The sequence below is a fragment of the Myxococcus faecalis genome (assembly GCF_050039385.1).
In the GTDB taxonomy this organism is placed as follows: domain Bacteria; phylum Myxococcota; class Myxococcia; order Myxococcales; family Myxococcaceae; genus Myxococcus; species Myxococcus fulvus.
On the sequence record NZ_CP144336.1, the window covers coordinates 5,934,743 to 5,957,527 of the forward strand.

General features: G+C 66.2%; 14 protein-coding genes. 3 read left to right on the top strand and 11 right to left on the bottom strand.

Features of this window, described 5'->3' with window-relative positions; translation table 11 throughout:
- Positions 1–193 precede the first annotated feature (193 nt).
- The 7 genes from VZQ01_RS23820 to VZQ01_RS23850 all read right to left on the bottom strand — a co-directional run bounded on the left by VZQ01_RS23820 (position 194) and on the right by VZQ01_RS23850 (position 15,690).
- The gene (locus VZQ01_RS23820; protein ID WP_426744668.1) at positions 194–1,699 is read right to left on the bottom strand and encodes an ATP-binding protein; all 1,506 of its coding nucleotides are present in this window, start codon (positions 1,697–1,699) and stop codon (positions 194–196) included.
- Positions 1,696–7,071 (bottom strand): hypothetical protein, encoded by a 5,376-nt coding sequence (locus tag VZQ01_RS23825; protein ID WP_426744669.1) that lies wholly within the window; start codon positions 7,069–7,071, stop codon positions 1,696–1,698. The genes VZQ01_RS23820 and VZQ01_RS23825 overlap by 4 nt, the downstream gene beginning before the upstream one ends.
- A complete protein-coding gene (locus VZQ01_RS23830) occupies positions 7,068–7,985 on the bottom strand; it encodes a hypothetical protein (RefSeq protein WP_426744670.1) in 918 nt (305 codons plus the stop codon). The genes VZQ01_RS23825 and VZQ01_RS23830 overlap by 4 nt, the downstream gene beginning before the upstream one ends.
- Complete coding sequence (locus VZQ01_RS23835; RefSeq protein WP_426744672.1) at positions 7,982–9,193, bottom strand: restriction endonuclease subunit S; 1,212 nt, start codon at positions 9,191–9,193, stop codon at positions 7,982–7,984. Before VZQ01_RS23835 ends, VZQ01_RS23830 begins: the two co-directional genes overlap by 4 nt.
- Positions 9,190–10,698, bottom strand: coding sequence for a type I restriction-modification system subunit M (locus tag VZQ01_RS23840; protein WP_426744673.1), 1,509 nt, complete (start codon positions 10,696–10,698; stop codon positions 9,190–9,192). The genes VZQ01_RS23835 and VZQ01_RS23840 overlap by 4 nt, the downstream gene beginning before the upstream one ends.
- Positions 10,695–14,099, bottom strand: coding sequence for a DEAD/DEAH box helicase family protein (locus VZQ01_RS23845; protein WP_426744674.1), 3,405 nt, complete (start codon positions 14,097–14,099; stop codon positions 10,695–10,697). Before VZQ01_RS23845 ends, VZQ01_RS23840 begins: the two co-directional genes overlap by 4 nt.
- Before the next feature lie 67 nt (positions 14,100–14,166).
- Entirely contained in the window at positions 14,167–15,690 is a 1,524-nt protein-coding gene (locus tag VZQ01_RS23850; RefSeq protein WP_426744676.1) for a sigma-54 interaction domain-containing protein, read from the bottom strand.
- Positions 15,691–15,811: 121 nt separating this feature from the next.
- On the opposite strand from VZQ01_RS23850, the gene VZQ01_RS23855 reads away from it, so the two are divergent.
- Both VZQ01_RS23855 and VZQ01_RS23860 read left to right on the top strand, forming a co-directional pair.
- A complete protein-coding gene (locus VZQ01_RS23855; protein ID WP_426744677.1) occupies positions 15,812–17,500 on the top strand; it encodes a hypothetical protein in 1,689 nt (562 codons plus the stop codon).
- A 30-nt stretch (positions 17,501–17,530) separates the two neighbouring features.
- A complete protein-coding gene (locus VZQ01_RS23860; protein ID WP_426744678.1) occupies positions 17,531–18,601 on the top strand; it encodes a DUF3644 domain-containing protein in 1,071 nt (356 codons plus the stop codon).
- Here the strand turns inward: VZQ01_RS23860 and VZQ01_RS23865 are convergent.
- The 4 genes from VZQ01_RS23865 to VZQ01_RS23880 form a co-directional block, all read right to left on the bottom strand.
- On the bottom strand, positions 18,587–18,793 hold the full coding sequence (locus VZQ01_RS23865; RefSeq protein ID WP_426744680.1) for a hypothetical protein: 207 nt from the start codon (positions 18,791–18,793) through the stop codon (positions 18,587–18,589). The genes VZQ01_RS23860 and VZQ01_RS23865 overlap by 15 nt on opposite strands.
- 208 nt (positions 18,794–19,001) lie before the next feature.
- On the bottom strand, positions 19,002–20,561 hold the full coding sequence (locus tag VZQ01_RS23870; RefSeq protein WP_426744682.1) for a recombinase family protein: 1,560 nt from the start codon (positions 20,559–20,561) through the stop codon (positions 19,002–19,004).
- Positions 20,558–21,043 (bottom strand): DUF2924 domain-containing protein, encoded by a 486-nt coding sequence (locus tag VZQ01_RS23875; protein ID WP_426744683.1) that lies wholly within the window; start codon positions 21,041–21,043, stop codon positions 20,558–20,560. The genes VZQ01_RS23870 and VZQ01_RS23875 overlap by 4 nt, the downstream gene beginning before the upstream one ends.
- Complete coding sequence (locus VZQ01_RS23880) at positions 21,040–21,231, bottom strand: hypothetical protein (protein WP_426744684.1); 192 nt, start codon at positions 21,229–21,231, stop codon at positions 21,040–21,042. The genes VZQ01_RS23875 and VZQ01_RS23880 overlap by 4 nt, the downstream gene beginning before the upstream one ends.
- Positions 21,232–21,353: 122 nt before the next feature.
- Here VZQ01_RS23880 and VZQ01_RS23885 point away from each other — a divergent pair, with 122 nt between their 5' ends.
- On the top strand, positions 21,354–22,670 hold the full coding sequence (locus VZQ01_RS23885; RefSeq protein WP_426744685.1) for a CHC2 zinc finger domain-containing protein: 1,317 nt from the start codon (positions 21,354–21,356) through the stop codon (positions 22,668–22,670).
- The last annotated feature ends 115 nt before the right edge of the window (positions 22,671–22,785 follow it).

Genomic DNA, 22,785 nt, shown 5'->3' on the forward strand with positions numbered 1-22,785 from the left:
GTCTCCTGCAAGCCCGCCAGCAAATGCCCAGCAAACACGCAACCACGCGTAAACACGCCGGAATCCATCCTCGGAGGGCACTCCCAGAGGGCTCGCAGCAAATACCCAGCAAATGACGTAAGGGCTCGACTTCGCGAAGGATTCTGGCTCGTCCGCCCCAGCGCCGGGTACCTCGCAGCAAGGAATGCCAGCCTCACGGCTTCCTCCTGGTGCTCGGGCCTGCGGCGTCGGCTGTCGCCCACCAGGGGATGTACTTCATGAGCTTCTTCGCGGCGTTCTCGTCAACGGGAGCGATGAGGCCTGCCGCGACCGTCTCCTTGATGAGCCGCGAAGCGGAAGCACTGTTCGCCTCGTTGAGGCCGAACCGCGCCCGTACCGAGGCGTTCGTCAGGTACTCGCGGTTCACGTAGCGAAGACACGCGTGTAGATAGCAGGAGCGGGTTCGCTCTTCGGCATCCATGCGCGAGAGAGGGCGGTGCGCGAAGAGAACCGCCCGCGTCGAGCCGACCGGCACCTCGAAGAGCGGCGCAGGGAGCTGGTATGACTCGGTCTGCGAGACGACCTTGTCCACGCCGCTGCCTCGCTCCTCGCAGATGCCCATGCGCCGCATGAGCGAGGCGAGCGCCTCGTTGCGCGAGCGCGGTGGCGCGTCCACGAAGCGGTCGGCCGCGACGAGCGGCTCCCCGGGGTTCGTCACCTCGAGACGGTCGGCGAACAGCTCCACCATCGGCCCAGCACCGGTGACGAAGAAGTCCTGGTGGATGAGCGCGTTGGCGACCAGCTCGCGCACCGCCAACTCAGGGTACATCGGCACCGACTTGCGCAGCGCCTGCCCGATGACCTCGTTCGACGGCACGAGCCCATTCACGAATGCGATGAGCGTCTCGAAGCCCGCCGCGTAGCCCTTGGACTCCACCTGCTCCTTGAGCGTCTTGAGTCGGCCACCGCCCTCGTAGACGATGACCCGCACGGCCTTGCGCCCGAGCGGACCGAAGTCGGTCAGCTTCTTCGCGAATAGCACCGCCCCAAGGTTGGTGATGTTCCAGCTCCCGGCGTCGCTCTTGCGGATGAGGGCGTCTTCTTCGAGCGCCGCGAGAATGCCTGTGCGGTGGTCCGGGAGCGGCCTGCCCGTCAGCTCGAAGTAGCTCGGATAGTCGAGCAGCGACAGCACCTCGTCACTCGTGGCGTTTTCGCGCGCGACGCCGATCTCGAAGGGCGTCTGGTCGAAGACGCGCCACAGCGCGCGCTCTTTCTCGGGCACGTCCTTGAGCTTCTTCTTGATGCTGCCGACCCGGACGTACTCGACGCCCTCGAAGCGAGTGGGCTGTCGCTGAGCTCGCTCGACCTCGAGCAACACCACTCGCTGCCCATCGACCTCGACGACGAAGAAGCGGAAGTGCAGCTTCGGCTCGAGCAGCCGCAGGAGCCAGCTCTCCAGCTCCTCGTTGCCGACCTTGGTCGCGTGCGGGTCGAAGCGCGTTCCGACGATGGCGTGGTCGCCGTCGCGCACGCCCCACAGCAGGTAGGCGAACGCCTTGCCCTCGAGCCCAGCGCTGTTGGCGAGCGCCGAGAGGTATTCGCCGATGAGCTTCGGCTCGGCGTTGTTCTCCTTGAACTCCACCCACTCGGTCTCGCGCGGCAGCTTGCACAGTTCGCGCACGAGGCCCGTGAGGTAGTCGGTCGACCGCGACGTTGTCATGCGAGCCCCCCAATGCGCCCTTGGAGTTCCAGTCCAAGAGGGTTCTGGCGCTCGACGAGCCATGCGAGGAGGCCACGAAACGCAACGAACGATTCACTCGACGCACGCAGCCGGTGTTGGTCTTGGTCCCAGACCATGTTCAGGAGCTTCGCCAGATCGTCGTCAACATCCTTCTCGCGGTACGTCGACTGCTTCTCCTCGAGCTGGAGCACCTTCAGGAACCACTCGAGCGTGCGCAGGCGAATGTGCACAGCAGGCGGCGTTGCGAGCCAGCGCGCGAACTTTCCTAGACGGCGCCCTTCCAGCGGTACTTTCTCCATCCAGGTGGTGATCACATCCCAGATGGAACTGACGTGATTGGCATGCCGCTCTGCCCATACGTCTTTGACCCAGTAGTCGATGCCGATGAGCGCGTCCCACACCTCTTCATGCCATGGCCAGCGCAGCTCGCCGTCGACCGCAACCAATGCGCGCTGCATCATCACACGGAGGAGCGGCGCGTAGCTTGCTGGCGTCCGTTCGGGCGCGAGGGCGCGCCGGTGTAGAGCTGTCAGGAAATTCTCCGGCCAATCATGTGCGTCGCTGTGAAGTTCGATGACCGCCGCACAGAACTGCTCGGGGTTTTCAGCCGGTCGCAATTGAAGCACCGCCGCAGCCACTCGCTCGAGGACCCATATTTCGTCCTCTTGGGGGTACTGATGATCACGTCGTCGCAGGTCTGCGCGTGGCCTCTCGGCGACGACCTCAAGGGCGACTCGCCAGAACTGGACAACCCTTGCCCGCTCCGCCGAGTCCTGCGCTTCATCGGGCAGCGGTATCCATTCGTGGCTGCAGCGCACCAGATGGAAGTCCAGATGCCTGAATCCGTCCCACTTGCGGCGAATTTCGTCGAGCTCAGCGAAGCGACTCGCGTCATCGAACCTGCGCCAGTCTTCGGCCAGAACACCGAACGAGCCCTCGACGAATGAAGAAATCGACTGCTCTACCCATGCTCCAATTTCAGTGACGAGGCGCTCGCGCGTCGCCTCATCGAACGGCGGGACCGCGTGCTGCAGTCTGCGTAACGCATCGATGCGAACCCGCACGTGGGCCCATCCGATCACGAGTCGGCGAAGTCGCTCGAAGTCGTCCCCAAGCGAGGCGCGACGCTCTGCACATCGCGAGAACAGCAGGCGGACCGCTGCGTACTTCTCCGTAAACACCAGATCGGCCACGAGACGACGCCACCGAACGTCCTGAGGTGCGCGTGCCCACAGCATGGCGGCCGACTCAGCGATGAAGCAGTCCCACGTCCATGTCGACACGTCGTGCTCGGAGTGGAACCCCTCGCGTTCAGGGAGATCGCTCGCCAGGAGAGATTCAAGGGCGACCTCAATCGCTGTACGTCGAGTCTCATCCTGGGAGGGCCACTGGTCGTGCCACAGAAATACAGCCGCGCCGCCAGTGATGGCATTGACGTACTCGTCCCCCAAACGCTCCTCGCCACCAGGAAGAGCAGGGCCATTCTCGGCAAGCTCCCGAATCCGTGCCCACGTCTGCCAGAGGTCCTGTAGCTGTGCGTCGGTCTGAACGCGTCGTTCATCGAGGATCGTTCTGCAGCGAATCGGAAAGCTCGTGACGAGCATCCGATCGTTCATCTCTTGCTGTTCGGTGGTTCTCTCGGCTTGCACGCGCTCGAGAGCGACGTTCACGATGACGTGGCCGTGTGTCGGGTCCTCGCGGACCTCGTAGTTGGCAGGGTCAAGCCACAGGTCGAGTTGTGTGGCCATCTCGCCGAGTTGGTCCCCGTCGGCCTCGCGCTTCTTCCACCAGTCTCGGGTCGACGAGAAGAAGGTCTGCATCTCTTTGCTCGTGAAGAGCCGCTCTGTCGCCACGTAGCGGAGGTCACGCTTTCGGTGTTCAAGACCGTGGAACTGTTGCGCAAGCTTGATGAACTCCTGCCCCCGCATGAAGGCACCGATCATCAGGTGGTTGCGCCCGTGCACGAGCTTGTTGATCTCCCACGAGTACAGTTCGGGAGCGGACAGCAAGGCCCGCAGGGGCCCGTCGAAAAGGCTCGGTTGCCTCTTACCGAGATCGCAGAGAACCCCGAGCGGCGCTACCGACTTGCTGCGAGCGAGAACAGCAGAGACCTCTTCGGCGATGTCATCGCCCGCGTCGAGGCGCATATAGAAATACTGCTCGAGCGCCATGAGCGAGGCTTCGACCGCGTCAGGGGGATTCCCGAGCCCTGAACTCCAGCCGTAGACGGTCGCATCACCTTGGAAGGTCAGAATGGTCGATCCCCCGTCGTGCAGGAGCAGACGCAGCACCGGGGCGGCAGCCATTGCTTGATCGACTTCTGCTTCGGTGTGCCCGTCCGCGATGGCGCGCGCGCACCACTCCCGCCGCTCGCGCTCGGCGCGCTCGCCAGCGCGTGCAGCGGCGAAGTCGACGAGCTGCATGATCAGCTCCAAGCCTTCTGCGAAGTTGCCACGAAGACACGCGAGGAACGGGCCCTGCGTGTAGAGCGCTGGGTGCCACTTATGGCGGCTCACGAGATCCAGTTCTCGCTCGTGCAGCCCACCGGATCCCCAGTACTCCTCGCGAGGCGGCTTGATCAGCGTTGCGAGGACAACTTCGCGAGCGACCGCCGGGCGCACTCGGTAGAGATGGTGAATGGCCGGAGTGTCGAGAACTACATCTTGAAAAGCCTCATCGACGCGCGCCAGTGGGCCGTCAGGCCACGGGCCTCGCATGACTCCTGTGCTGAACATGCTCCGTGGACGCAATCGCGGAGGTGGCGACTCATCGGCAGGCTCGACTGGCCGTGGAATGCGCTCCGCAGCAGTCCTCGCTATCAGCGCGACACCGTCTGGCCGCTCGGGCGCTGCCATCAACGCGCACTTGTAGAACCGCCCACGCTCGTCACGCTCTCTGTAGTCATGGCGTGAATCAACGGCGCGCTGGCCGAGCATGACAGCAAGTTCGGCAGCTTCGCGTCTCCGAACGGACCCGGTCGGAACGAACTCCAGCCACATCTGGACGATCCTGGCGATCTCGGGCGCGGCGCCACCAAGAGCGTCGCCGCGATGAGCGTGTAGGACTGCCAGGACATCGAGCCAATAGGGCCAATGGGGACGGCGGAAGGTCGCGCGAGCCTCGTTGGTATCCATGCCAACGGCACGAGCGATCTCCTGCATGCGCTCGTCGGGAACCGTAGCGAAGGCAAGGAAGCGCGTCAGAAGTCGGCGCAGAAGCTCGCCGTCTCCAGCGATGAGGTCCGGGAAGACGCTCTCGAGCAGCTGCCCAGCATTCATCGCGAACGCCGGAGCTTCGAGAAGGAGGTCTCGAACGATCGCCAGATTGCCGTCGCCGAAGGAGGCCATCAGCGTCCTCCACTCCGCGATACCGTTCGCACGCTCGAGCACGTGAATGCCGAGGAGCCGTATCGCTCGATGCCAGAGAGGCGATTCGTGTCGCGTTTGCAAGAACGCCGCGAGGTCGGCTCGATGGTTGAGGAGGACTCGAAGGCGAGCCCAGTCGCCATAGAGGTCGTGCGCGAACGCGAGGCGATCGTCAGGCAACTGCACGAGCAGTTGATCGGCGGTGAGCGAAGCAGCGGCAGGCAAAGAACCCGCGTCAAGGGTGTCAACCGAGACCGAGACTACGAGTTGGTCTGCCTGCGCCTGAGCGAGGCTGCGAGCAAACTGCCCGCGAGCGAGACGATCGGAGCCTCGATCGATCTCTGCGCTCCAGAACCACTCAGCGACGCTCGACTCGCCGACCCAACCAGAAGCATCAATGCTCGTTCCGCCGTCGAGGCGACGAACCACCAGATCGAGGAGCTTGAGGTTCGTGAGGAGCGACCCGACTTGCGGCTGAAGGAGAAGGCGCGCTAGCGCCGGAACGGCCTGTCGCGCTGGCTGAAGGTCCTCAATGCGAAGGGCCGATGTCGCATGAATGCTCCACGGGGTTACGGGCGCACCCGCGCGTTGCAGGCCTTCGAGCACTCTCGGCCACTCCTGCGACTGGCACACCGCGACGACGCGCCACTTCGTCGCTTGCGAGCTGGCACATGCCAACCGAAGCAGGGTCGCGACCATTCGGAACGACTGCTCTGCGTAGAGTCGATCGAGTCCATCGAGAATGACGACCGGCGCTCGGCTCGTCTCGCTCCCGAGTAGTTCCGCGAGAGGATGTCGAAGCTGGAGCGACGACTCAAACGCCCCAAAGTCCGCGGCGCGGTCGAGCGAAGAGGCATCGACCCATAGCGTGCGCTCACGATGCGGGACTCGTTGCTCGAAGACGGCCTTGGCCAACGCGGATTTCCCGACGCCAGACGAACCAAGCAGCGCGACCTGCGGGTGTTCGGAGATCGCCTGGATGATCTCAGCAACACGCTCAGCACGAGGCAGGCGAATGCGGTCGGCAATCGCGTCACGCACCAGACCAGCCTCGCGCGCCGAGCGCGCATCCAGCGTCACCCAGTCCCCGGCGTGGTCCGGGTAGTCAGCCAGCGCGATGCGCGCGCGTAGCCTGTCGACGAGGCCGAAAAGCGTGAGACTCCCGGCCTGCGGGCGCAGCTCGGCCGCAATTTCGCGAAGGATGCTCCACAGCGTCTTGGCGTCAGCCGCGATCTGGCTTCGTACGGCCCGACGGCACAGCTCAAGCGCACGGTTCTGTGACTCCGAGGCGACAGCTCCAAAGTCATGTTGGACGAAGCGAAGGCGTTGCAGAATGCGAGAGGTGTCGACGTTGGTCGTCGATCGGCCAAGTGACGCTGGGCACGAGAAAGTCTCGAACAGCGCTCGCTCGTCTGCGCTAGCCCAGCCTGGCGTCGCAAGGCGCGACGCGAAGAGTGCCGGGTCATTGGCGCGAGCCTTCTCGATCAACCCCGACACGGAGCCTGCGGCAGCCCCAGAGAGCGGGGCGGTGACAAGCCCCATGAAGTCGAGGGAGACGTCGAACACATTCGAGCCGATGTGGAACCACTGTTCCCAAGCGACGGCAACGAAGTCGGAGGGTGCAGACATGGCGGTGAACTGCGCGTTGCTCTTCACGGACAGCGCGAACCGATGGTGGGTGGCACCGGTCGCTGTCGTCACCAGTACGTCGTCCAGGAACCAACCATCGGGCCGCGTTTGGAAGTCGAGGCGAATCGGCGGACCATGTTCCACGCCGAAGACGGGCTCTCCCACCAGCGTGGCGGCGAGCAGCCACGCGCAGACGTCGTCCTCAAAGACGAAGCCGCCTCCACCTGTGTTCTTCGGCGGCGCGACGTTGGACGCCGCGGAGACGTTCTTCGCGGACGCGCGGGAACTTTGTGCAAGGGGGGCTTGCACAATCGTGGCCTCCGAGGCGGCTGCCTTGTTGCCGCGCGAGGTGGTCACGGTGCGCTCTCCTTGGTGGCGCTCGTGGCAGCCGCGTCAGCGCCCCAGCGGGGCGCGAGGCGCAGGATCGCTGCCGTTATCGCGATGGCGAGGTCTGCGTCCTCGCGGCTGAACTCCTCGTCGGGCACGCCATCGTGATGCGCGGGCGACAAGAAGAGCTGCATCGCGATCTGCAATACCGAGAAGCGCTCGGCCTGGGACAGATTGCGCGCGTTCTTCTGGAGGAACTGCGCGACCTCGTCGGATGCCCGACCGCCGAAGCCAGCGGTCTTGAGCGCGTCGAGCGCGATGCGGCACTCCTGCACCGTGTTTCGGTAGCGCCCGTCGTTGCGCGCGTTGACCGCGTTCATGACCCTCTGTCGGCCCACGCTGGTGGCCTCGGGCCCGTTCGTCGGAAGCCGCAGCTCGGTGAGGATGGAGTCGCAGTACCCGACGCTCTTGAGTACCGCGAGCCACTGTTCCTTCGGCACCTCGAACGCACGTTGTTCGACCGTCGGCACGACCTCGATGCCGGGTGCATACCCTTGGTGTTGCGCAAGCCGTACCGGATGCGCGACCAGCGTCATGAACAACGCGATCGAGCCTCCATCGCGCGCAGTCTCCAGCGCGACGAGCGCCTGGGTCGACAGCGCCAGCGTGAAGTGAACCGAAGCCGCCGAGGAGTGGCTTGGGGGCGAGACCAGACTCGTTGGGTTCGGTAATGCGAAGCCGAGGTTCAGCTCGCCGCGAGCGAAGCGCGCCGTGACCTCGCTTGGCTGAGGCACAAGGGAGATCGGGCCGTTCTCCTTCCATGGCCACTCGACCAATCGGAACGCAACATCGACGTGAAGCTGTGCGCCACCCGCGATTCTCCTTCCGCGAACGGCCGCCCCCGTCGCGTCCGCGACGATGCGCTGTCCGACCTGCCAGCTCATGAGAGGTTCCCTGAGAAGGCGCGGGCGACGAGGGTATTGAATAGGTCCTCGGTCTCTGTATCCGTCGTCATCCTCGCCGTCACCGCTCGTCCACGAAGAGTCACCCTCGCGAACTCTCGCTGGCGTTCGATTGGAGGCACCGGAATCCGCAGTGCCTTGATGAGCCCGAGGTTGAGCCCGCTCATGATCGCGCCACGATTCGCAGCGGCAATCTGCTGAAGGACCTCAGGATGCCTGAAGAGTGCCTGGGATACGAACTCGGGTTCGGCTTGCTTCCGATCGAGAGTGATCGTTGCGAGGTGCTTCGTCGTGATCGCCGTCGGAATGTCATCAGGCACAACCGCCGATCTGCCAGTGGTGCCCATGATCGTGACGATCACGTCGCCAGGGCGCACCGTGTAGCGTCGAAGGTCGTCGTACTTCTCCTGCGTGATGAAGCGTCGCTCCCCCCACGCGAAGCGGTTCTGCACCGCGTTGTCGATGCCCAGAACTGCGATGCCATCATCGACGAACTCGGAGTGACGAAGGTCGCTACCGAACGGGCCGGTACGCATCGCGTTGGGAATCTCCGCAGCAAGACTCTCGATCGTCCTCACCGGCCACGTCGAGTAGTCGCGCGCAGCAGGGCCCACCATGTCCAGGAACGCCGAGCGCAGCAGCTCCTCGGTGAGGGCGATGGCCTCCTTGCGCTTGCGGCGGATGGCGTCGGCCTTGTCGAGGATGTCGGCGATGCGCCGCTGCTCGGGGAGCGGCGGTACGGGCACGGGTAGGTTCTCAAAGACCTGGCCGGGCAGTCGCTTCGTTCCATGAGACGACTCCTCGGTGCTCGAGAGAACTCGCGGCTGAAGCCAGCGGAGGCACCGCGTCAGATAGCGCGAGTCGAGATCCGGCGCAGGGATCAGCGCTTTTACATCCTGGTTGAACGTCGCCTCGACGAGGGTGCGGCTGACGCGGAACTCGTTCGCGAGGCTCATGCCTCTCACGACGAAAAGGACAGTGCCGGGAGGCACAAGATTGCTGCCATTCGTCGCTCCCTCCGACGACACGTGCAGCTCGCTGTCACTGAGTTCGAATGCCTTCAGCTCCTTGGAGCTGTACCAGGGGATGCGACCCTCCCAATACGACGCGTTCGCCTTACTGGGCGTGCCACCGGAAAGCAGTCGACCGCACTCGGCGAGCGGACGTACCGGCCAAGACGAAGTCGTCACAACATCGCCTCCAGCTCGCTCAGGTCCTTCGCGATCTCCGCTTCGAGCTTGCGCAGCTTGGCGATGACCTTCTTCGGCGGCTCGTAGGTCACCGCTTCGTGCTTCGCTTCCTTGTAGCGGTTGATCGAGAGGTCGAAGTCCTTGGCCTCGATGTCGGCCACCGGCACCATGAAGTGCTTCGCCGTCCTGTCGGTGTCCTTCTTCGCGCTCCGCTTCCGCCAGCGCTCAAGCGCGTCGGGCAGGTCGTTGTCGCTCACCACGTCGCGCTTGTCGTCGAGCGAGAAGCCGTCGGCGCCGACGTCGTAGAAGAAGACATGGTCGGTCTTGCCCCCCTTGCTGAACACCAGGATGGCCGTCGACACGCCCGCGTAGGGCTTGAACACGCCGCTTGGCAGCGAGATGACCGCCTCGAGCTGGTTGTCCTTCACCAGCATGGCGCGTAGCGCGGTGTGCGCCTTGCTCGATCCGAACAGCACTCCGTCGGGCACGATGGTCGCGCTCCGTCCGCCCTTCTTGAGCATTCGCAGAATGAGCGCCACGAAGAGCAGCTCGGTCTTCTTCGTCTTCACCGCCTGCGTCAGCGTCGGGTGAACATCGCCCTCGTCGAGGCTGCCCTTGAACGGAGGGTTTGCGAGGATGACGTCGAAGCCGCCCATCGCCTGCTTGGCGAACTTCTCGGGGAAGCTGTTCGACAGCGTGTCCTGGTAGTGGATGTCAGGGTTGTCGACGCCGTGGAGCATCAGGTTCATCGACGCGATGCGGAGCATGGTCGCGTCGAAGTCGAAGCCGTGGAACATGCCGCCCTGGATGTGCGCGCGGTACGGCTCCAGCTTGTCGCCGGTGTAGATGACCTCGCCGTTCTCGCCCTTGAGCCGGCCCTGCGGCGAGGTGTGCTCCTTGAGCAGGTACTGCATCGTCTCGACGAGGAAGCCCGCCGTGCCGCAGGCCGGGTCACCGATGGTCTCGGTGGGCTTGGGCTCCAAGAGCTCCACCATGAAGCGGATGATGTGGCGGGGCGTGCGGAACTGGCCGTTGATGCCCGCCGTCGTGAGCTTCGAGAGCAGGTACTCGTAGAGGTCGCCCTTCGCGTCGCCGTCGGTGATGGGCAGCTTGTCGATCATGTTCACCGCCGAGACCAAGAGGCTCGGCTTCTGGATCATGAGCTGCGCGTCCTGCATGTACTCGGCGAACGTCGTCCCGCCGTTCAGCTTGCGGAAGTGCGGAAACACCTCGTCACGCACCACCCGCAACATCTCGGCTGCGTCCTTCTGCTTGAAGTTCTTCCAGCGGCGCGGGTCGGTCGCGCCCTTGAAGCGACCGTGGAACTCCTTCTTGGTGCGCTCGGCCTTGCGCTCGCCGGTGGTCTCCATCACGTCGAGGAGCCGCGCGAACATCAGGAACGAGATCTGCTCGATGACGGTGAGCGGGTTGGTGATGCCGCCGGTCCAGAACTCGGTCCAGAGCTTGTCGATGTCGCTCTTCTGCTGCGTGGTCAGGGTACTCATGCACTCACTCGTTTCGGCTCGAAGACGCTCAAGATGGCCAGCAGCTCATCGACGTCTGCCTTGTCGTTGAAGATGCCGTCCACGCTCTCGGCGTGGAGGGTGGTGAACGGCGGCTCGTACAGGCGTTCGAGCTCGATGCCGCCGTTCTGGGCGATGTAGTTCTGCAGCACCTGCAGGAAGCGGAGCTGCTGCGACGACAGGCGGGGGTGCTCGTGGACGAAGGCGGTGAAGGCCTTCTCGACGGCCTCGGCTTCGAGGCCCACGAGCCCACGGAACACCGAGAGCAGCGACCGCCGGGTCTCCGGGTCGTGCCCTGCGAGGTGCGTGACGTTGGCTTTGTCGTCGACCGAAAGGACGAGACGCGCCAGGTCTTCGAGTTCGGCTTCCTGCACCGTCTGCCCGGCGCGGATGCGAAGCAAGACCGGGTTGTTGGCGAAGTGCTCCTTGAGCACCTTCTCCACGCGCGTGCGGTACTCGACGAGGTCGAGCCCTTCGAGCTTCGGGATGTACGCCTGCGCGACATGGCCATCGTCGGTTACGTCGAAGACCTGCGGCGCCACGCGCGTCGTCGTGGGGAGCTGCTGGTACTTCATCACCGACCGCAGCTCGCTCCGCAGCCCTTCGAGGTGCTGGACCTCGACGGCGCTCCAGAAGCCCTTGTCGCGCACCTGCTTGATGGAGTCGGCCTTGGCCTTCACCGGCTGGAGGTTCTTGCCGAGCAGCTCCACAGCCTCCTCGACGCGGCCCTTCAGGTCCTGCACCTTGGGCCCGCTCGGGCCGCCCTTGAGCAGCTCGATCTGCAAGCGGGTCATGAGCAGGTCGAAACGGTAGGCGTCTTCGTCGCCTCGGATACTCCGGAGATGCTGCAGAGGGGCGACGATCGACAGCAGATCGGCCTTGGTGGCGGCGGCGAAGTGGTGGACGCGATCGCCGTCCGCGAGCTGCGTCAGCTCCTTCCACTTGTCGCGGGCGTCGATGGCGTTCGTGTCTCGCACCGCACGGATGTCGCCGAGGACCTGCTGCTCTGCGATCCCGATCGCGGCCTCGTCCATCTTGTCGATGGCGACCGAGAGCAGCTCCACGCGCGCCTCGAACAGGTGCTGAAGCAGCGACTTCTGCGGCGCGGGCTGCGCCTCTTTGTACTTCTCGTCGAAGAACCAGAAGTTCTGCCAGTGGTCGAAGATGAGGAACTCGGTCTTGTCCTTGCCGGGTCCGAAGAGGTCTTTGCGCAGGCGCGTGCCGCGACCGATCATCTGCCAGAACTTCACGTACGACTTCACCGGCTTGGCGAAGACCAGGTTCACCACTTCGGGCACGTCGATCCCGGTGTCCAGCATGTCGACCGAGATGGCGATGGTCAGCTCGTTCTCGGAGTTCTTGAAGTCGTCGATGAGCTGGTCCGCCTTTGCTTCCTGATTGTCGATGACGCGACAGAAGGCCGAGCCGTACTGCGGGTAGAGCTCGCTGAAGACCTCGGCGAGATGCACCGCGTGCAGGTGGTTCCGTGCGAAGACGATGGTCTTGCCGACATGCTGCCCCGTCGCCTCGCGGATGCCGCCCTCCATCAGCGAGCGCCAAATGGCGCGCGTGGTGTCCTTGTTGAAGAAGTACTTGTCGAGGTCTTCACTGTCGTAATCGACGGCCTGCGCTTGTGGATCCTGGTCCTCGAGCTCTGCGCGCTGCTCGGCGGTCATCTGCGAGTAGCGGAAGCCGTCGCGTGAGAACTTGGTGCTGACCTGCATCACCCGGAACGGGACGAGGTAGGCCGGCTTGGACTCGATCGCCTGCTGGAAGTCGAAGGCCGACGTGGGATCGCCGTTCTCGCAGGCGAAGAGCTCGTAGGTGTTGCGCTCGATGAACTTCACCGGCGTCGCGGTGAGACCGACTTCCAATGCGTCGAAGTACTGGAAGAGCGAGCGGAACTTCTTGTAGATGCTGCGGTGCGACTCGTCGGCAATGATGAGGTCGAAGAAGCCGACGTCGAAGTCCTCGTACGCCTTCATCATGGCCGGGTACGTCGCCAGGTAGATGCGCTTGTCGCGATCGTTGGCCGTCGAGGCATCGACGATCACGCGCGGCTCACCGGGCATGAACTCCTTGAAGACGCGGTCGGCCTGGCGGCGCAGCTCTTTGCGGTCGCAGAGAAAGAGGATGCGCTTCACCCAGCCCGCGCGCATCAGCACGTCGCAGAGGGAGATGGCGACGCGCGTCTTGCCCGTGCCGGTGGCTTGTACGACGAGGGCCTTGCGGAAGTTGCTCTCGAAGCGCTCGGACACGCGCTTGACCGCTTCGAGCTGGTACATGCGGTTGGCGATCGCGAGGTTCGGCTCTGCGTGGGCAAGCGCCTTCTTTCCAGTGCGCTGGTGGACTAGGTACTCGAGGCTGTCCTTCGAGTAGAAGCCATAGACCTTGCGGTACGGGTATCCCTGCGCGTCATCCCACAGGAAGACGTCGATGCCGTTGGTGAAGAACACGACGGGGCGCACGCCGGTCGCCTTCTCGAGCGCGTCGGCGTACTGGCGCGCTTGCTCGCCTCCTGCGCGCGCATCCTTCGCGGTCTTCTTCGCCTCGATGACCCCGAGCGGCTTGCCGTCGTCGCCGTAGAGCACGTAGTCGGCGAAGCCATCGCCGCTCGGCGTCGGGAGGCCCGCGAGCTTCAGCTCCTGCTTCACCTGCTCGGTGTTCTTGCCATCGATGCCGACGTTCCATCCGGCGGCGAGCAGGGCCTGGTCGATGAGGCGGCGGCGCGTGGTCGCTTCGTTGAACTCGAGGGCAGAGGCGACCTTCTGGCCCGCATCACGCAGCTTGGTCAGCTCGCTCGCGTTCTCCTCGGCAGTGCGCGTGGCTTCCGTCGCGGCGCGTTCGGCCTCGAGCCGCTTCTTGGTCTCCTCGTCGAGACGCTTGAGGACGGACTCGTACTTGGCTTCAGCGAGACGCAGCTTCTCGAGAGCGTCCTTCGTCTTGGCGGCGCTCGCCGGCTCGGGCGGTGGCGGCGTGTACTTCGGCGTGGCCTCGAGCTTGCCGCCATCGAGCTGCACGAAGAACCAGCGCGCGATGTCGAAGAGCTGCGCCAAGCACTCGAGCGAGAGCTGGCTGGTGATGGGGCGTCGCGGGTGCGCGGCGTGGTTGCCCGCCTTGCGCACGGCGTGGAGCTTGTTCTGGACGACCTCCGGCACCGCCTGCCGGAAGGCGGTCTCGTTCATCAGATCGTTCAGGTTGTCGGAGTACGGCGGGCGTAGGCGATAGCTCTCGTAGATGGCCGCGACCGCGTGCTCCACGAAGCTGCGCTGCTTGATGAGGGAGCTCGCAGGGTCTTCGTGGGCGTAGCGCTCGGCGAAGCCCGCGAGATCGGCCAGCCCGGCGCGGCGCGCGCGGAGGAACTCGAAGTTCACGGACTTCATGAACGGGACCTCCTCTCCTCGCGCGGCGTTGCTGAGCATGCCGGGCCCCATTTCAATGAACGTGCCATCAGCCCTGCACCTCGTAGGTCTTCAGCCAGTTCGTCAACGTCTGGTAGCTCGGCAGGCCCACGAGCTCCGTCGCCTTGGTCTTGTTGCCCTGCGCTTCGTCCATCGCTCGCTCGAGGTAGTGGCGCGCGACTTCTCTCAACAAGTCTCGCAGGTTGAAGCCGCCGCCGAGGGGCCGTCCGAGCACCTCTGGTCGCGTGCTCTTGGCGACTGGAAGCAGCGCTTCGCGCACGTCCTCCGATGAGATCGCGGCACCATCGCTCCAGATCGCGGCGCGGCGCAGGGTGTTGCCCAGCTCGCGCACGTTGCCCGGCCAGGGGTGCGAGAGAAGAAGATTCCTTGCGCCTACGGAAAGCTTCTTCTCTCTGAAGCCGGGCTCGCTCTGGGCCTCGCGATTCACCTGGACGAGCAGGTGGTCGATGAGCATGCCCACGTCGCCCTGGCGCTCGCGGAGCGGCGGGAGCTTCAGGACGGCCACGGCGAGCCGGTAGAAGAGGTCTTCGCGGAAGCGACCCGAGGCGATCTCCTCGGTCAGCGTGCGGTTGGTGGCGGCGACGATACGCACGTCGACCTTCACGGGCTTGCTCTCGCCAAGGGGCACGATCTCGCCCTCTTGGATGGCGCGCAGCAGCTTCACCTGCGTGGGCCCAGGCAGCTCGCCCAGCTCGTCGAGGAAGAGGGTCCCGCCGTCAGCCTCCTTGAAGTGGCCCTTGCGGTCCGCGCTCGCGCCCGTGAACGAGCCCTTCTTGTGACCGAACAGCTCCGACTCGACCAGCTCGGGGGGAATGGCGCCGCAGTTGACCGCGATGAATGTCCTGTCGCGGCGGGGGCTGGCGCGGTGGATGGCTCGGGCGAGCAGCTCCTTGCCGGTGCCCGATTCGCCCTCGATGAGGACCGGCACGCTGCGGACGGCGACGCGGCGGGCCCGCTCGATGAGCCGACTCATCACGCGGCTCTTGTGGATGATGTCGGCGAACTCGGGCGCCTCGGGCGGCGCGCCGGTGGCGATGTGCTTCAGGCGCTCGTCCTGCTCTCGGAGAAGGTCGGGCAGGAACTCGGCCGAGAGGTCGAAGGGCACCGAGGCCGTGCGGACGCCGTGCTCTCGCGACGACTCGATGAGCTCAGCGGGGAAGCGAGTCTTGCCGAGGATGATCCACACCGCCGCCATCGCGGGCGTGCCGGGCGAAAGGTGAAAAGAGAGCTGCGCGTCCTTCGCCTTGCCGAGGGCGTGCTCCACACCGCGTACCGCGGCCTCGTAGATCTCACCGAAGTTGGTCGGACCTGAGAGCTTGTGCGGTAGGACCTCGACGCGCGTCTTCGTGCGGCCCCTGAGCCACTTGAGGTACGGCTGGACGAGCTTGTCGTCGTAGTCGGAGAGGAGGAAGGCCTCGTGGAAGTCGAGGCTAGCGAGCGCCTGCGCGATCGGCCCCTGGCCCACCGACTCACTCTCGGTGGGCGCCCTCAGATCGGTCTTGCCGAGCCAGGCGACGAGCACATTGCGCACCAGCGGAGGATACAAGAACACTTACGGTACAACAAGAGGTCTTGTCAGGCGCAAACGCCTTAAACTATCGAAAAGACGGGAGCAGGAGGACCGGAGCGGGGTCCAGGCGATTGGCGCGGCGGCTGCAATGAGGCCCGGCATCATGACGAACAAGAATCGCACCGAGCCCCTGTCTGCCTCCGTTCTCTTCGCCGCCGAGGAGGTGACCCTCGATCTCCGCGATCGCCGCCCCGACAGCATCGCGCTGTTCGGCGATCTCGATGAGCCCGCGCGCGACCAGCTCGCGCACGACGCGTGGGCCATCGGCCTGCGCGCTCTCTCCAACGCTCACCAAGCGGCCCAAGAGTCGAAGCTGAAGGACATCGGATCGGCGCTCCTCGGCGACATCGACAAGCAGCTCAAGGTCTACGTCGAGCAGCAACAGCAGACGATCGGCGCGGTGCTCACGCGCTTCTTCGACCCCAAGGACGGCCAGGTCACGCAGCGCCTCTCGGCGTTCGTCGACGATCAAGGAGTCCTGGCGAGGCAGCTCCAGAAGTTCCTCGGCCCGCAGGGCAGCGTGCTCGCCGAGACGCTGGCCAAGCAGGTGGGCGAGACCAGTCCGCTCTTCAAGAAGCTCTCCCCCACCGACAGCACCGGCCTGGTGAAGGTGCTCGAGGCGCAGCTCCGCACCGTCATGGGCGAGGGCCACGCCGAGCTGGTGCGCGCGCTCGATCCGCTTGCCGAGGACGGTGCCGTGGCGCGCTTCCTCAAGAGCCTGCGCGAAGAACTGAAGGGTGCCGACGAAGATCGCCAGAAGCAGCTCTCGGCGGCCCTCGCCGCGCTCGACGCCAACGACGAGCAGTCGCTCCTGAGCCGCCTCGTGCGCGAGACGGAGCGCTCGCGCCGCGCGGTCTTGTCGGCCGTGAACCCGGAAGACCCGGCGTCACCGATGGCGATGCTGAAGGCGAGCCTCTCGAAGCTGTTGCAAGAGCAGTCGGCCTCGCAGCTCGCCCTGGTGAAGCGCCAGGAGGAGCGGCAAGTGCAGTTCGAGAAGGAGGTGCGCGAGGCGCTCGTGCGCATCGAGACCAAGCGCACGCAGGAGCTGAAGAGCACACGCGGCGGGCTGGTGTTCGAAGACGCGGTGATCGCCTTCGTGCGGAGCGCGACGCAGGGGGGCCCGTGTGTGTTCAACGCCACCGGTGCCACCGCGGGCATGGGCCGCAGCAAGAAGGGTGACGCCGTGGTGCGCTTCACCCAGGAAAGCGCGTTCGCGGGTGCGGGCGTGGTCTTCGAAGCCAAGCGCGACGCGAGCTACTCGGTGCAGAAGGCGCTCGACGAGCTCGATGCCGCCCGCAAGAACCGCGACGCGGCGGCGGGCGTCTTCGTGATGGCGCGGTCGCACGCGAGCGACGTGTTCCCGCGCTTCGCCCGTTACGGCAACAACGTGCTCGTCGTGTGGGATGACCAGGACCCGTTGACGGATGCCTACCTCCACGCGGCAGTGCTGCTCGGCGTCGGTCTCGTCACGCGCACCAAGACCGTCGGCGACGAAGGCGACATCAGCGCCCTGCGCGACATCGAGAAGCGCATCGAGGACGAGCTGGCTCGCCTCGAGAAGATGGAGAAGCACAGCGAGAACATCCGCAAGAACGTCGACGGTATCAGCGACGAGATCCGCAAGGCGCAGAAGAAGCTCGACCTGCTGCTGCGGAACGCGCGCAGCACGCTAACCGCGCTGAATGTCGAGGTGAGCGACGAGGCGCTCGAGCTCGAGAGCCCGATCGCCCTGCCGAAGGGCTCGTTCGATGCCGCGGTATTGGCGCTTCCCAGCGGCGGCGAGGCTGCGTGAGACTGATCGGCTCGCAGGAGACCGCACGAGATGCCCAAGTTCCGCCGCGACGTTCAGCCCTTGCTCGAGAGGTCGATCGATTCTCTGACCTTGGGAATTGAGCTATTCAACCGCCCCACCGACACGGCGCGAGCGCACGCGGTCCCGATGCTGCTCCATCACGCGTTCGAGCTCGTGTTGAAGGCTGCGATCCTCCAACGTGGGCGTCGCATTCACGACAAGACTTCCCGCTACACGTTCGGCTTCGACAAGTGCCTCGCAGTCGCCGAAGAGGAGCTGAGGCTGATCACGAAGGACGAGCGCGCCACCCTCTCGATTCTCGACGCGCACCGGGATACCGCCGCACACTTCTACGCCGAGATCAGCGAAGACGTGCTCTACGTGCTCGCCCAGTCGTCGGTGACCCTCTTCGACCGCCTGCTGACGACGGCGTTCAAGGAGTCGCTGGCCGACCGCATGGCTACCCGGGTGCTGCCGATTTCAGCACGTCCGCCGCGTGACCTGAATCTCTTGCTGGCCGCCGAGCTCACCGAGGTCGATGACCTCTTGAAGAAGGGGAAGCGCCAGGGAGCGCAGGCTGCCGCGAAGCTGCGGTCCATTCTCGCATTTGCGACCGCCGCTCGCGACGAGGCCCAGCGCGTGGCCGAGTCCGAGCTTCACGCCGCGATCGGTAAACGCCGTCGTGGCGCCGCGTGGGACGTGATTCTCCCCGAGGTCGCGCAGCTCAAGCTATCGACCGAGGGCGCTGGCATCCCCGTGACAATGAAGATCTCGAAGCAAGGCGCGATCCCGGTGCGAATCGCGCAGCCCGGCGAGGCCGTCGAGGGCGTTGTCGTCAAGCAGGAGGTCAACCCGTTCGACAAGTACAACCTGGGACGAGATGAGCTGGCCTCGAAGCTCAATCTCTCCGGTCCGCGGACCTCCGCGCTCATCATCGACCTCAAGATCTGCGACGATCCGGAGTGCTACCGAGAGATCAAGATCAAGAGCCAGGTGTGGAAGCGCTACAGCCCGAAGGCGCTGGATCGAATCCGTAGCGCGATCGCGGGCGGCGTGAGTGTGGACGAAGTGTGGCGGCGACATCGCTCAAAATTCACGTGAGCCGGTGGCCGGCGCCGCGACGGTCGGCAGCCCGCCCTTCAACCCCTCCCACTGCCGCCGCTGCTCCTGCCAGTCGACCGTCCCGAGCACCGCCTCGCGGAGGCCGCGCTCGCTCACCGGCTGGGCGCCCGGGGGACGCTCGAGGAAGAGGAGCTCCTCCTGCACCTCAGGCGCGAGGAGGAGCAGGTCCATGAGCTGGGTGACGCGCGCGTGAACCCGAGCTGGCGGGCCATGTCGGCGAAGTCGGCGAACTCCCCGCGCTCGAGTCGGCGGCGAAGGGAATGCGCGAGGGCGAGCTGCCGGGCGATGCGCGCGGGGTAGCGGCGCGTCGGGGCTCGCTTCGCGGCCTGCTGGTGCTGGCGCCAGGCGCGCCCGCCCTTGAAGGCGATGACGACCTCGGTCACGGCGCGGCCTCCGTCGTCGGCTGCGTGCTCGGCGGCGGCGCGGGCTCGTGGAACGTGACGCGGAGCGTGCCGCTCTCGGGGTCGACGCCGACGCGCGCGATGAGGGCGCGCAGCACCTCCCGGCGCTCCTCAGGCACGAGCGCCTCCCAGACTTCGTCGAAGGCGTCGAGCAGCTTGGCCACGTGCTCGCCCTTGGTGCGGAGCGCGGCGCAGGCGCGAAGACGCCGGTCGAGGTCCGCGATACCGGCGCAATGCTTGTCCGTCTCGCGCTCGAGCTCCCCGAGCCGCTCGGCGAGGAGGCGCCCCCCGGCATCGACGCTGCTGAACGCGCCGAGCAGGCGCTTGGCCTCGGCTCCGAGCCCGGTGATCCGCGCCTCGAGCCGGTCCTTCGTGGCTACCAGCTCGGCCTCGCCCTCGTCGCCCTCGGCGAGCGTCGCGAGGATGCGGTCCCGCAGCGCGCCGCTCTTCGCCAGCGCCTTCACCTGCGCGACGACGGCGGCCTCGACGTCGTTGGCGTTGAGCAGACCCGTGGGGCAGCGCAGGCCCTCCTGCGAGGCGCGGCAGCGGTAGTAGCGGTAGCGCTGCTTCTTGTGGTTGTACGCGTGGCTCGTGCTCATCGCCGCGTCGCAGGGCAGACAGCGAAGCAGTCCCGTCAGCAGCGACTCGCTCCGTCGCGGGCGACGCGTGCCGGCGCCGGCCGCACGCAGGTCGAGGGTGCGCTGCACGCGCTCGAAGACGTCCGGGTCGATGATGGGCTCGTGCTCGCCCAGGAAGAGGTCGTCGTTGTGGCGCACCTTGCCGATGTAGAGCGGGTTGCGGAGCAGCCGGTGGACGGCGTTCTTGTTGAACGGGCGCCCACGGGTGGTGCCGTCCTCGGCCACGCGCGTCCGCAGCGTGAGCCCGCGCGCGTTGAGCCGCTGCGCCGTGAGTGCCATCGAGAGGGTGCGCTCGTAGAGCTCGAAGACCAGCTTCACGATGGCGGCCTCCTCGGGCACGACTTCGAGCGCGCGGCGCTGGCGGTCGACGCGGTAGCCGAGCACCAGGGGGCCGCCGGTCCACTTCCCCCGGCGCTTCGCGGCGGCGATCTTGTCGCGCGTGCGCTCGCTGATCAGCTCCCGCTCGAACTGCGCGAACGAGAGCAGGATGTGAAGGACGAGCCGGCCCATCGACGATGAGGTGTCGAAGTGCTGCGTGATGCTCACGAAGGCGACGCGGCGCTTCTCGAAGCGCTCGACGAGACGCGCGAAGTCGAGCAGCGACCGGCTGAGGCGGTCGACCTTGTAGACGACCACGGTGTCGATCTCGCCGCGCTCGATGTCGTCGATGAGCCGCGTGAGCGCCGGGCGCTCGAGGTTGCCGCCGGTGAAGCCGCCGTCGTCGTACCGCGTGGGTAGCGCCTTCCAACCCTGGGCGGCCTGGCTCTTGATGAAGTGCTCGGCCGCCTCGCGCTGGGCGTCCAGCGTGTTGAAGTCGGAGTCGAGCCCCTCGGTCGTCGACTTGCGCGTGTAGATGGCGCACCGGACGACCTTCGGCTCCTTCACGAGCGCCGAGCTCATGCCGCCCCCTTCGCGCCGACCTTGAAGAACAAGAAGCCGTTCCAGCGCGAGCCTGCGATCTTGGTGGCGAGCGTCGAGAGGCTCGCGTAGCGTTCGCCGCGGTACTCGAAGCCCTCGGTCAGGACGCGCACCTCGTGGACCTCGCCGCGAAACTCGCGGCGCAGCACCGTACCCACGGGCGGGAGGCGCGGGTCGCGGGCGCTGGTCTCGACGATGCTCACGCTCGCCACGTTCCGGGGCGGACGGCGGCGCACGGGCGCCTTGTCCGCGAGCTCGGCGGCGCGGGCCTTGGCTCTCGGCGAGAGGCCGCCGTAGCGCTGCTCCTGCATGCGGTAGGCGATGCGCTTGAAGAGGTAGTCCTTGTCGCGGCTGGTGCTCTCCTCGCCGAAGACGGCGAGGTAGCGCTCGCGCAGCGCGGAGACGGGCAGCTCGCGCAGGGCGAGGATCTCGCGGATGAGCGGGTCGGTGGGCGTGTCGTTCATCGGGTGGTCTTCTCCTGGTTCGAGGCCGCGCCCATGACGGCTTCGGTCGCGCGAACAGGCAAGGCGTCGTTCTCGCGTTCAACAGCGCCGTGTTCGTGCGGGATGTCGGCGCCGAGCACGCGGCGCACGCCGCGCGCGAGGACGGTTGCCGCGATGTCGAGCCGGCGTTCGTAGTCCGTGGTGGCCATGCGGGATGCAAAGGCACCGCGCCCGGCGAACAGGGGACAAGCGACCGCGATCGGTCCGCCTGCGTGCGCACCTGTCCCCCGCTCGTTCGCGCCGTGGCTTTGCCTGTCCCGGAGATCGCCGCGTGGACCAGAGCAGCTTCGACCAGCTCGTCGCCGACGTGAAGGCGAGGACGGACCTCGTCGCCGTCGTCCGTCGGCACCTCGAGCTGCGCGAGAGCGGGAACCACTACGTCGGGCGATCCCTCAAGAACCCCGACACGACGCCGTCTCTCGTGGTCTGGCCCGACACGCAGAAGTGGCACGACTACTCGGGCGGTGGTTCGGGCGGCGGCGACGTGTTCGCGTTCGTGCAGTACGCCCGCGGCGTCCCCTTCATGTTGGCGCTCCGCGAACTGGCAGCCGACGCGGGCGTGCCGGTGCCCGGCACCTCGAACGCGGACCTCGAGCGGCTCCACGGACGGCAGCGTCTCGAAGAGCTCCTGACCGCCGCCGCCCGCTACTACCACCAGCAGCTCCGCGACCCGATGCGCTGGGACCTCGAGCGGGAGCGCGGCTACACCGAGGCCACCATCGACAAGAGCTGCCTGGGCTTTGGCGCGGGCGACCTGTGGGGCCATCTCGGCGAAGTCGGCGCGACGGACGACGAGCGCCTCTCCACCGGCCTCTTCGTGCCGCTCGGAGGCGGCCGGCACGCCGACTTCTTCGCCAACCGCCTCGTGTTCCCGTACTGGCGTGGCGGGCGAGTCGTCTACCTCATCGGCCGACGCACCTCGGCCTCGACGGACGCGGAGTGGGACGCGGCGAAGTATCGGAAGCTCCCGATGCGCTCGGAGCGGCACCCGTACATCTCGCCGCTGATCACGAACGACTACTTCTTCGGCGAGGACGACGCGAACGCCGACGGCCTGCTGCTCATCACGGAGGGCATCGCCGACGCCATCGCGGCGCAGCAGGCGGGCTTCAAGTGCCTGTCGCCGGTCACGACGACGTTCCGGGCGCAGGACCACGAGAAGCTGGTCCGCCTCACCGCGAAGGCCAGGCGCGTGGTCATCGTCAACGACAGCGAGGACAGCGGCGCGGGCGAGCGGGGCGCGCGAGACCGCGAGGGTGCTGCATGCGGCCGGCCGCGATGTGCGCATCGCCACCATTCCGAGGCCGGAGGGCGTCGCCAAGATCGACGTCAACGACGTCGTGCGTGCGCAGGGGGTCGACGGACTGGGTGCCGTGGTCGACGCGGCGAAGTCGCTGCCGATGTTTATGGTCGAGTACATCCCGGAAGGCATCGACCGCCGCGAGCTGGTCGACGCGCTGAGGCCCGTGGTCGAGGCGATGCGGCGGCAGTCGCCCATCGAGCAGAGCGAGCTGAAGGCCGTCATCGGCGCGCGGTTCTCACTCGCCAAGCGCGAGCTGAACCAGCAGCTCGCCGTCCTCGAGCGTGAGCTGCGGCGCGATCGGGCACGCGAACACGCCGACAAGCCGGTTGGTGACAAGCCCGGCATCATCGTCAACGACCGCCAGCGCAGCGCGCTCATCGGGGAGAGCAGCGCCGTCCTC

What these genes read in the sequence shown, in the direction of transcription:
- VZQ01_RS23830 (WP_426744670.1), bottom strand. Translation starts at nt 7,985, where the DNA reads ATGAGCTGGCAGGTCGGACAGCGCATCGTCGCGGACGCGACGGGGGCG.
- VZQ01_RS23845 (WP_426744674.1), bottom strand. Translation starts at nt 14,099, where the DNA reads ATGAAGTCCGTGAACTTCGAGTTCCTCCGCGCGCGCCGCGCCGGGCTG.
- VZQ01_RS23855 (WP_426744677.1), top strand. Translation starts at nt 15,812, where the DNA reads ATGACGAACAAGAATCGCACCGAGCCCCTGTCTGCCTCCGTTCTCTTC.
- VZQ01_RS23870 (WP_426744682.1), bottom strand. Translation starts at nt 20,561, where the DNA reads ATGAGCTCGGCGCTCGTGAAGGAGCCGAAGGTCGTCCGGTGCGCCATC.
- VZQ01_RS23875 (WP_426744683.1), bottom strand. Translation starts at nt 21,043, where the DNA reads ATGAACGACACGCCCACCGACCCGCTCATCCGCGAGATCCTCGCCCTG.
- VZQ01_RS23820 (WP_426744668.1), bottom strand. Translation starts at nt 1,699, where the DNA reads ATGACAACGTCGCGGTCGACCGACTACCTCACGGGCCTCGTGCGCGAA.
- VZQ01_RS23880 (WP_426744684.1), bottom strand. Translation starts at nt 21,231, where the DNA reads ATGGCCACCACGGACTACGAACGCCGGCTCGACATCGCGGCAACCGTC.
- VZQ01_RS23860 (WP_426744678.1), top strand. Translation starts at nt 17,531, where the DNA reads ATGCCCAAGTTCCGCCGCGACGTTCAGCCCTTGCTCGAGAGGTCGATC.
- VZQ01_RS23865 (WP_426744680.1), bottom strand. Translation starts at nt 18,793, where the DNA reads ATGGACCTGCTCCTCCTCGCGCCTGAGGTGCAGGAGGAGCTCCTCTTC.
- VZQ01_RS23840 (WP_426744673.1), bottom strand. Translation starts at nt 10,698, where the DNA reads ATGAGTACCCTGACCACGCAGCAGAAGAGCGACATCGACAAGCTCTGG.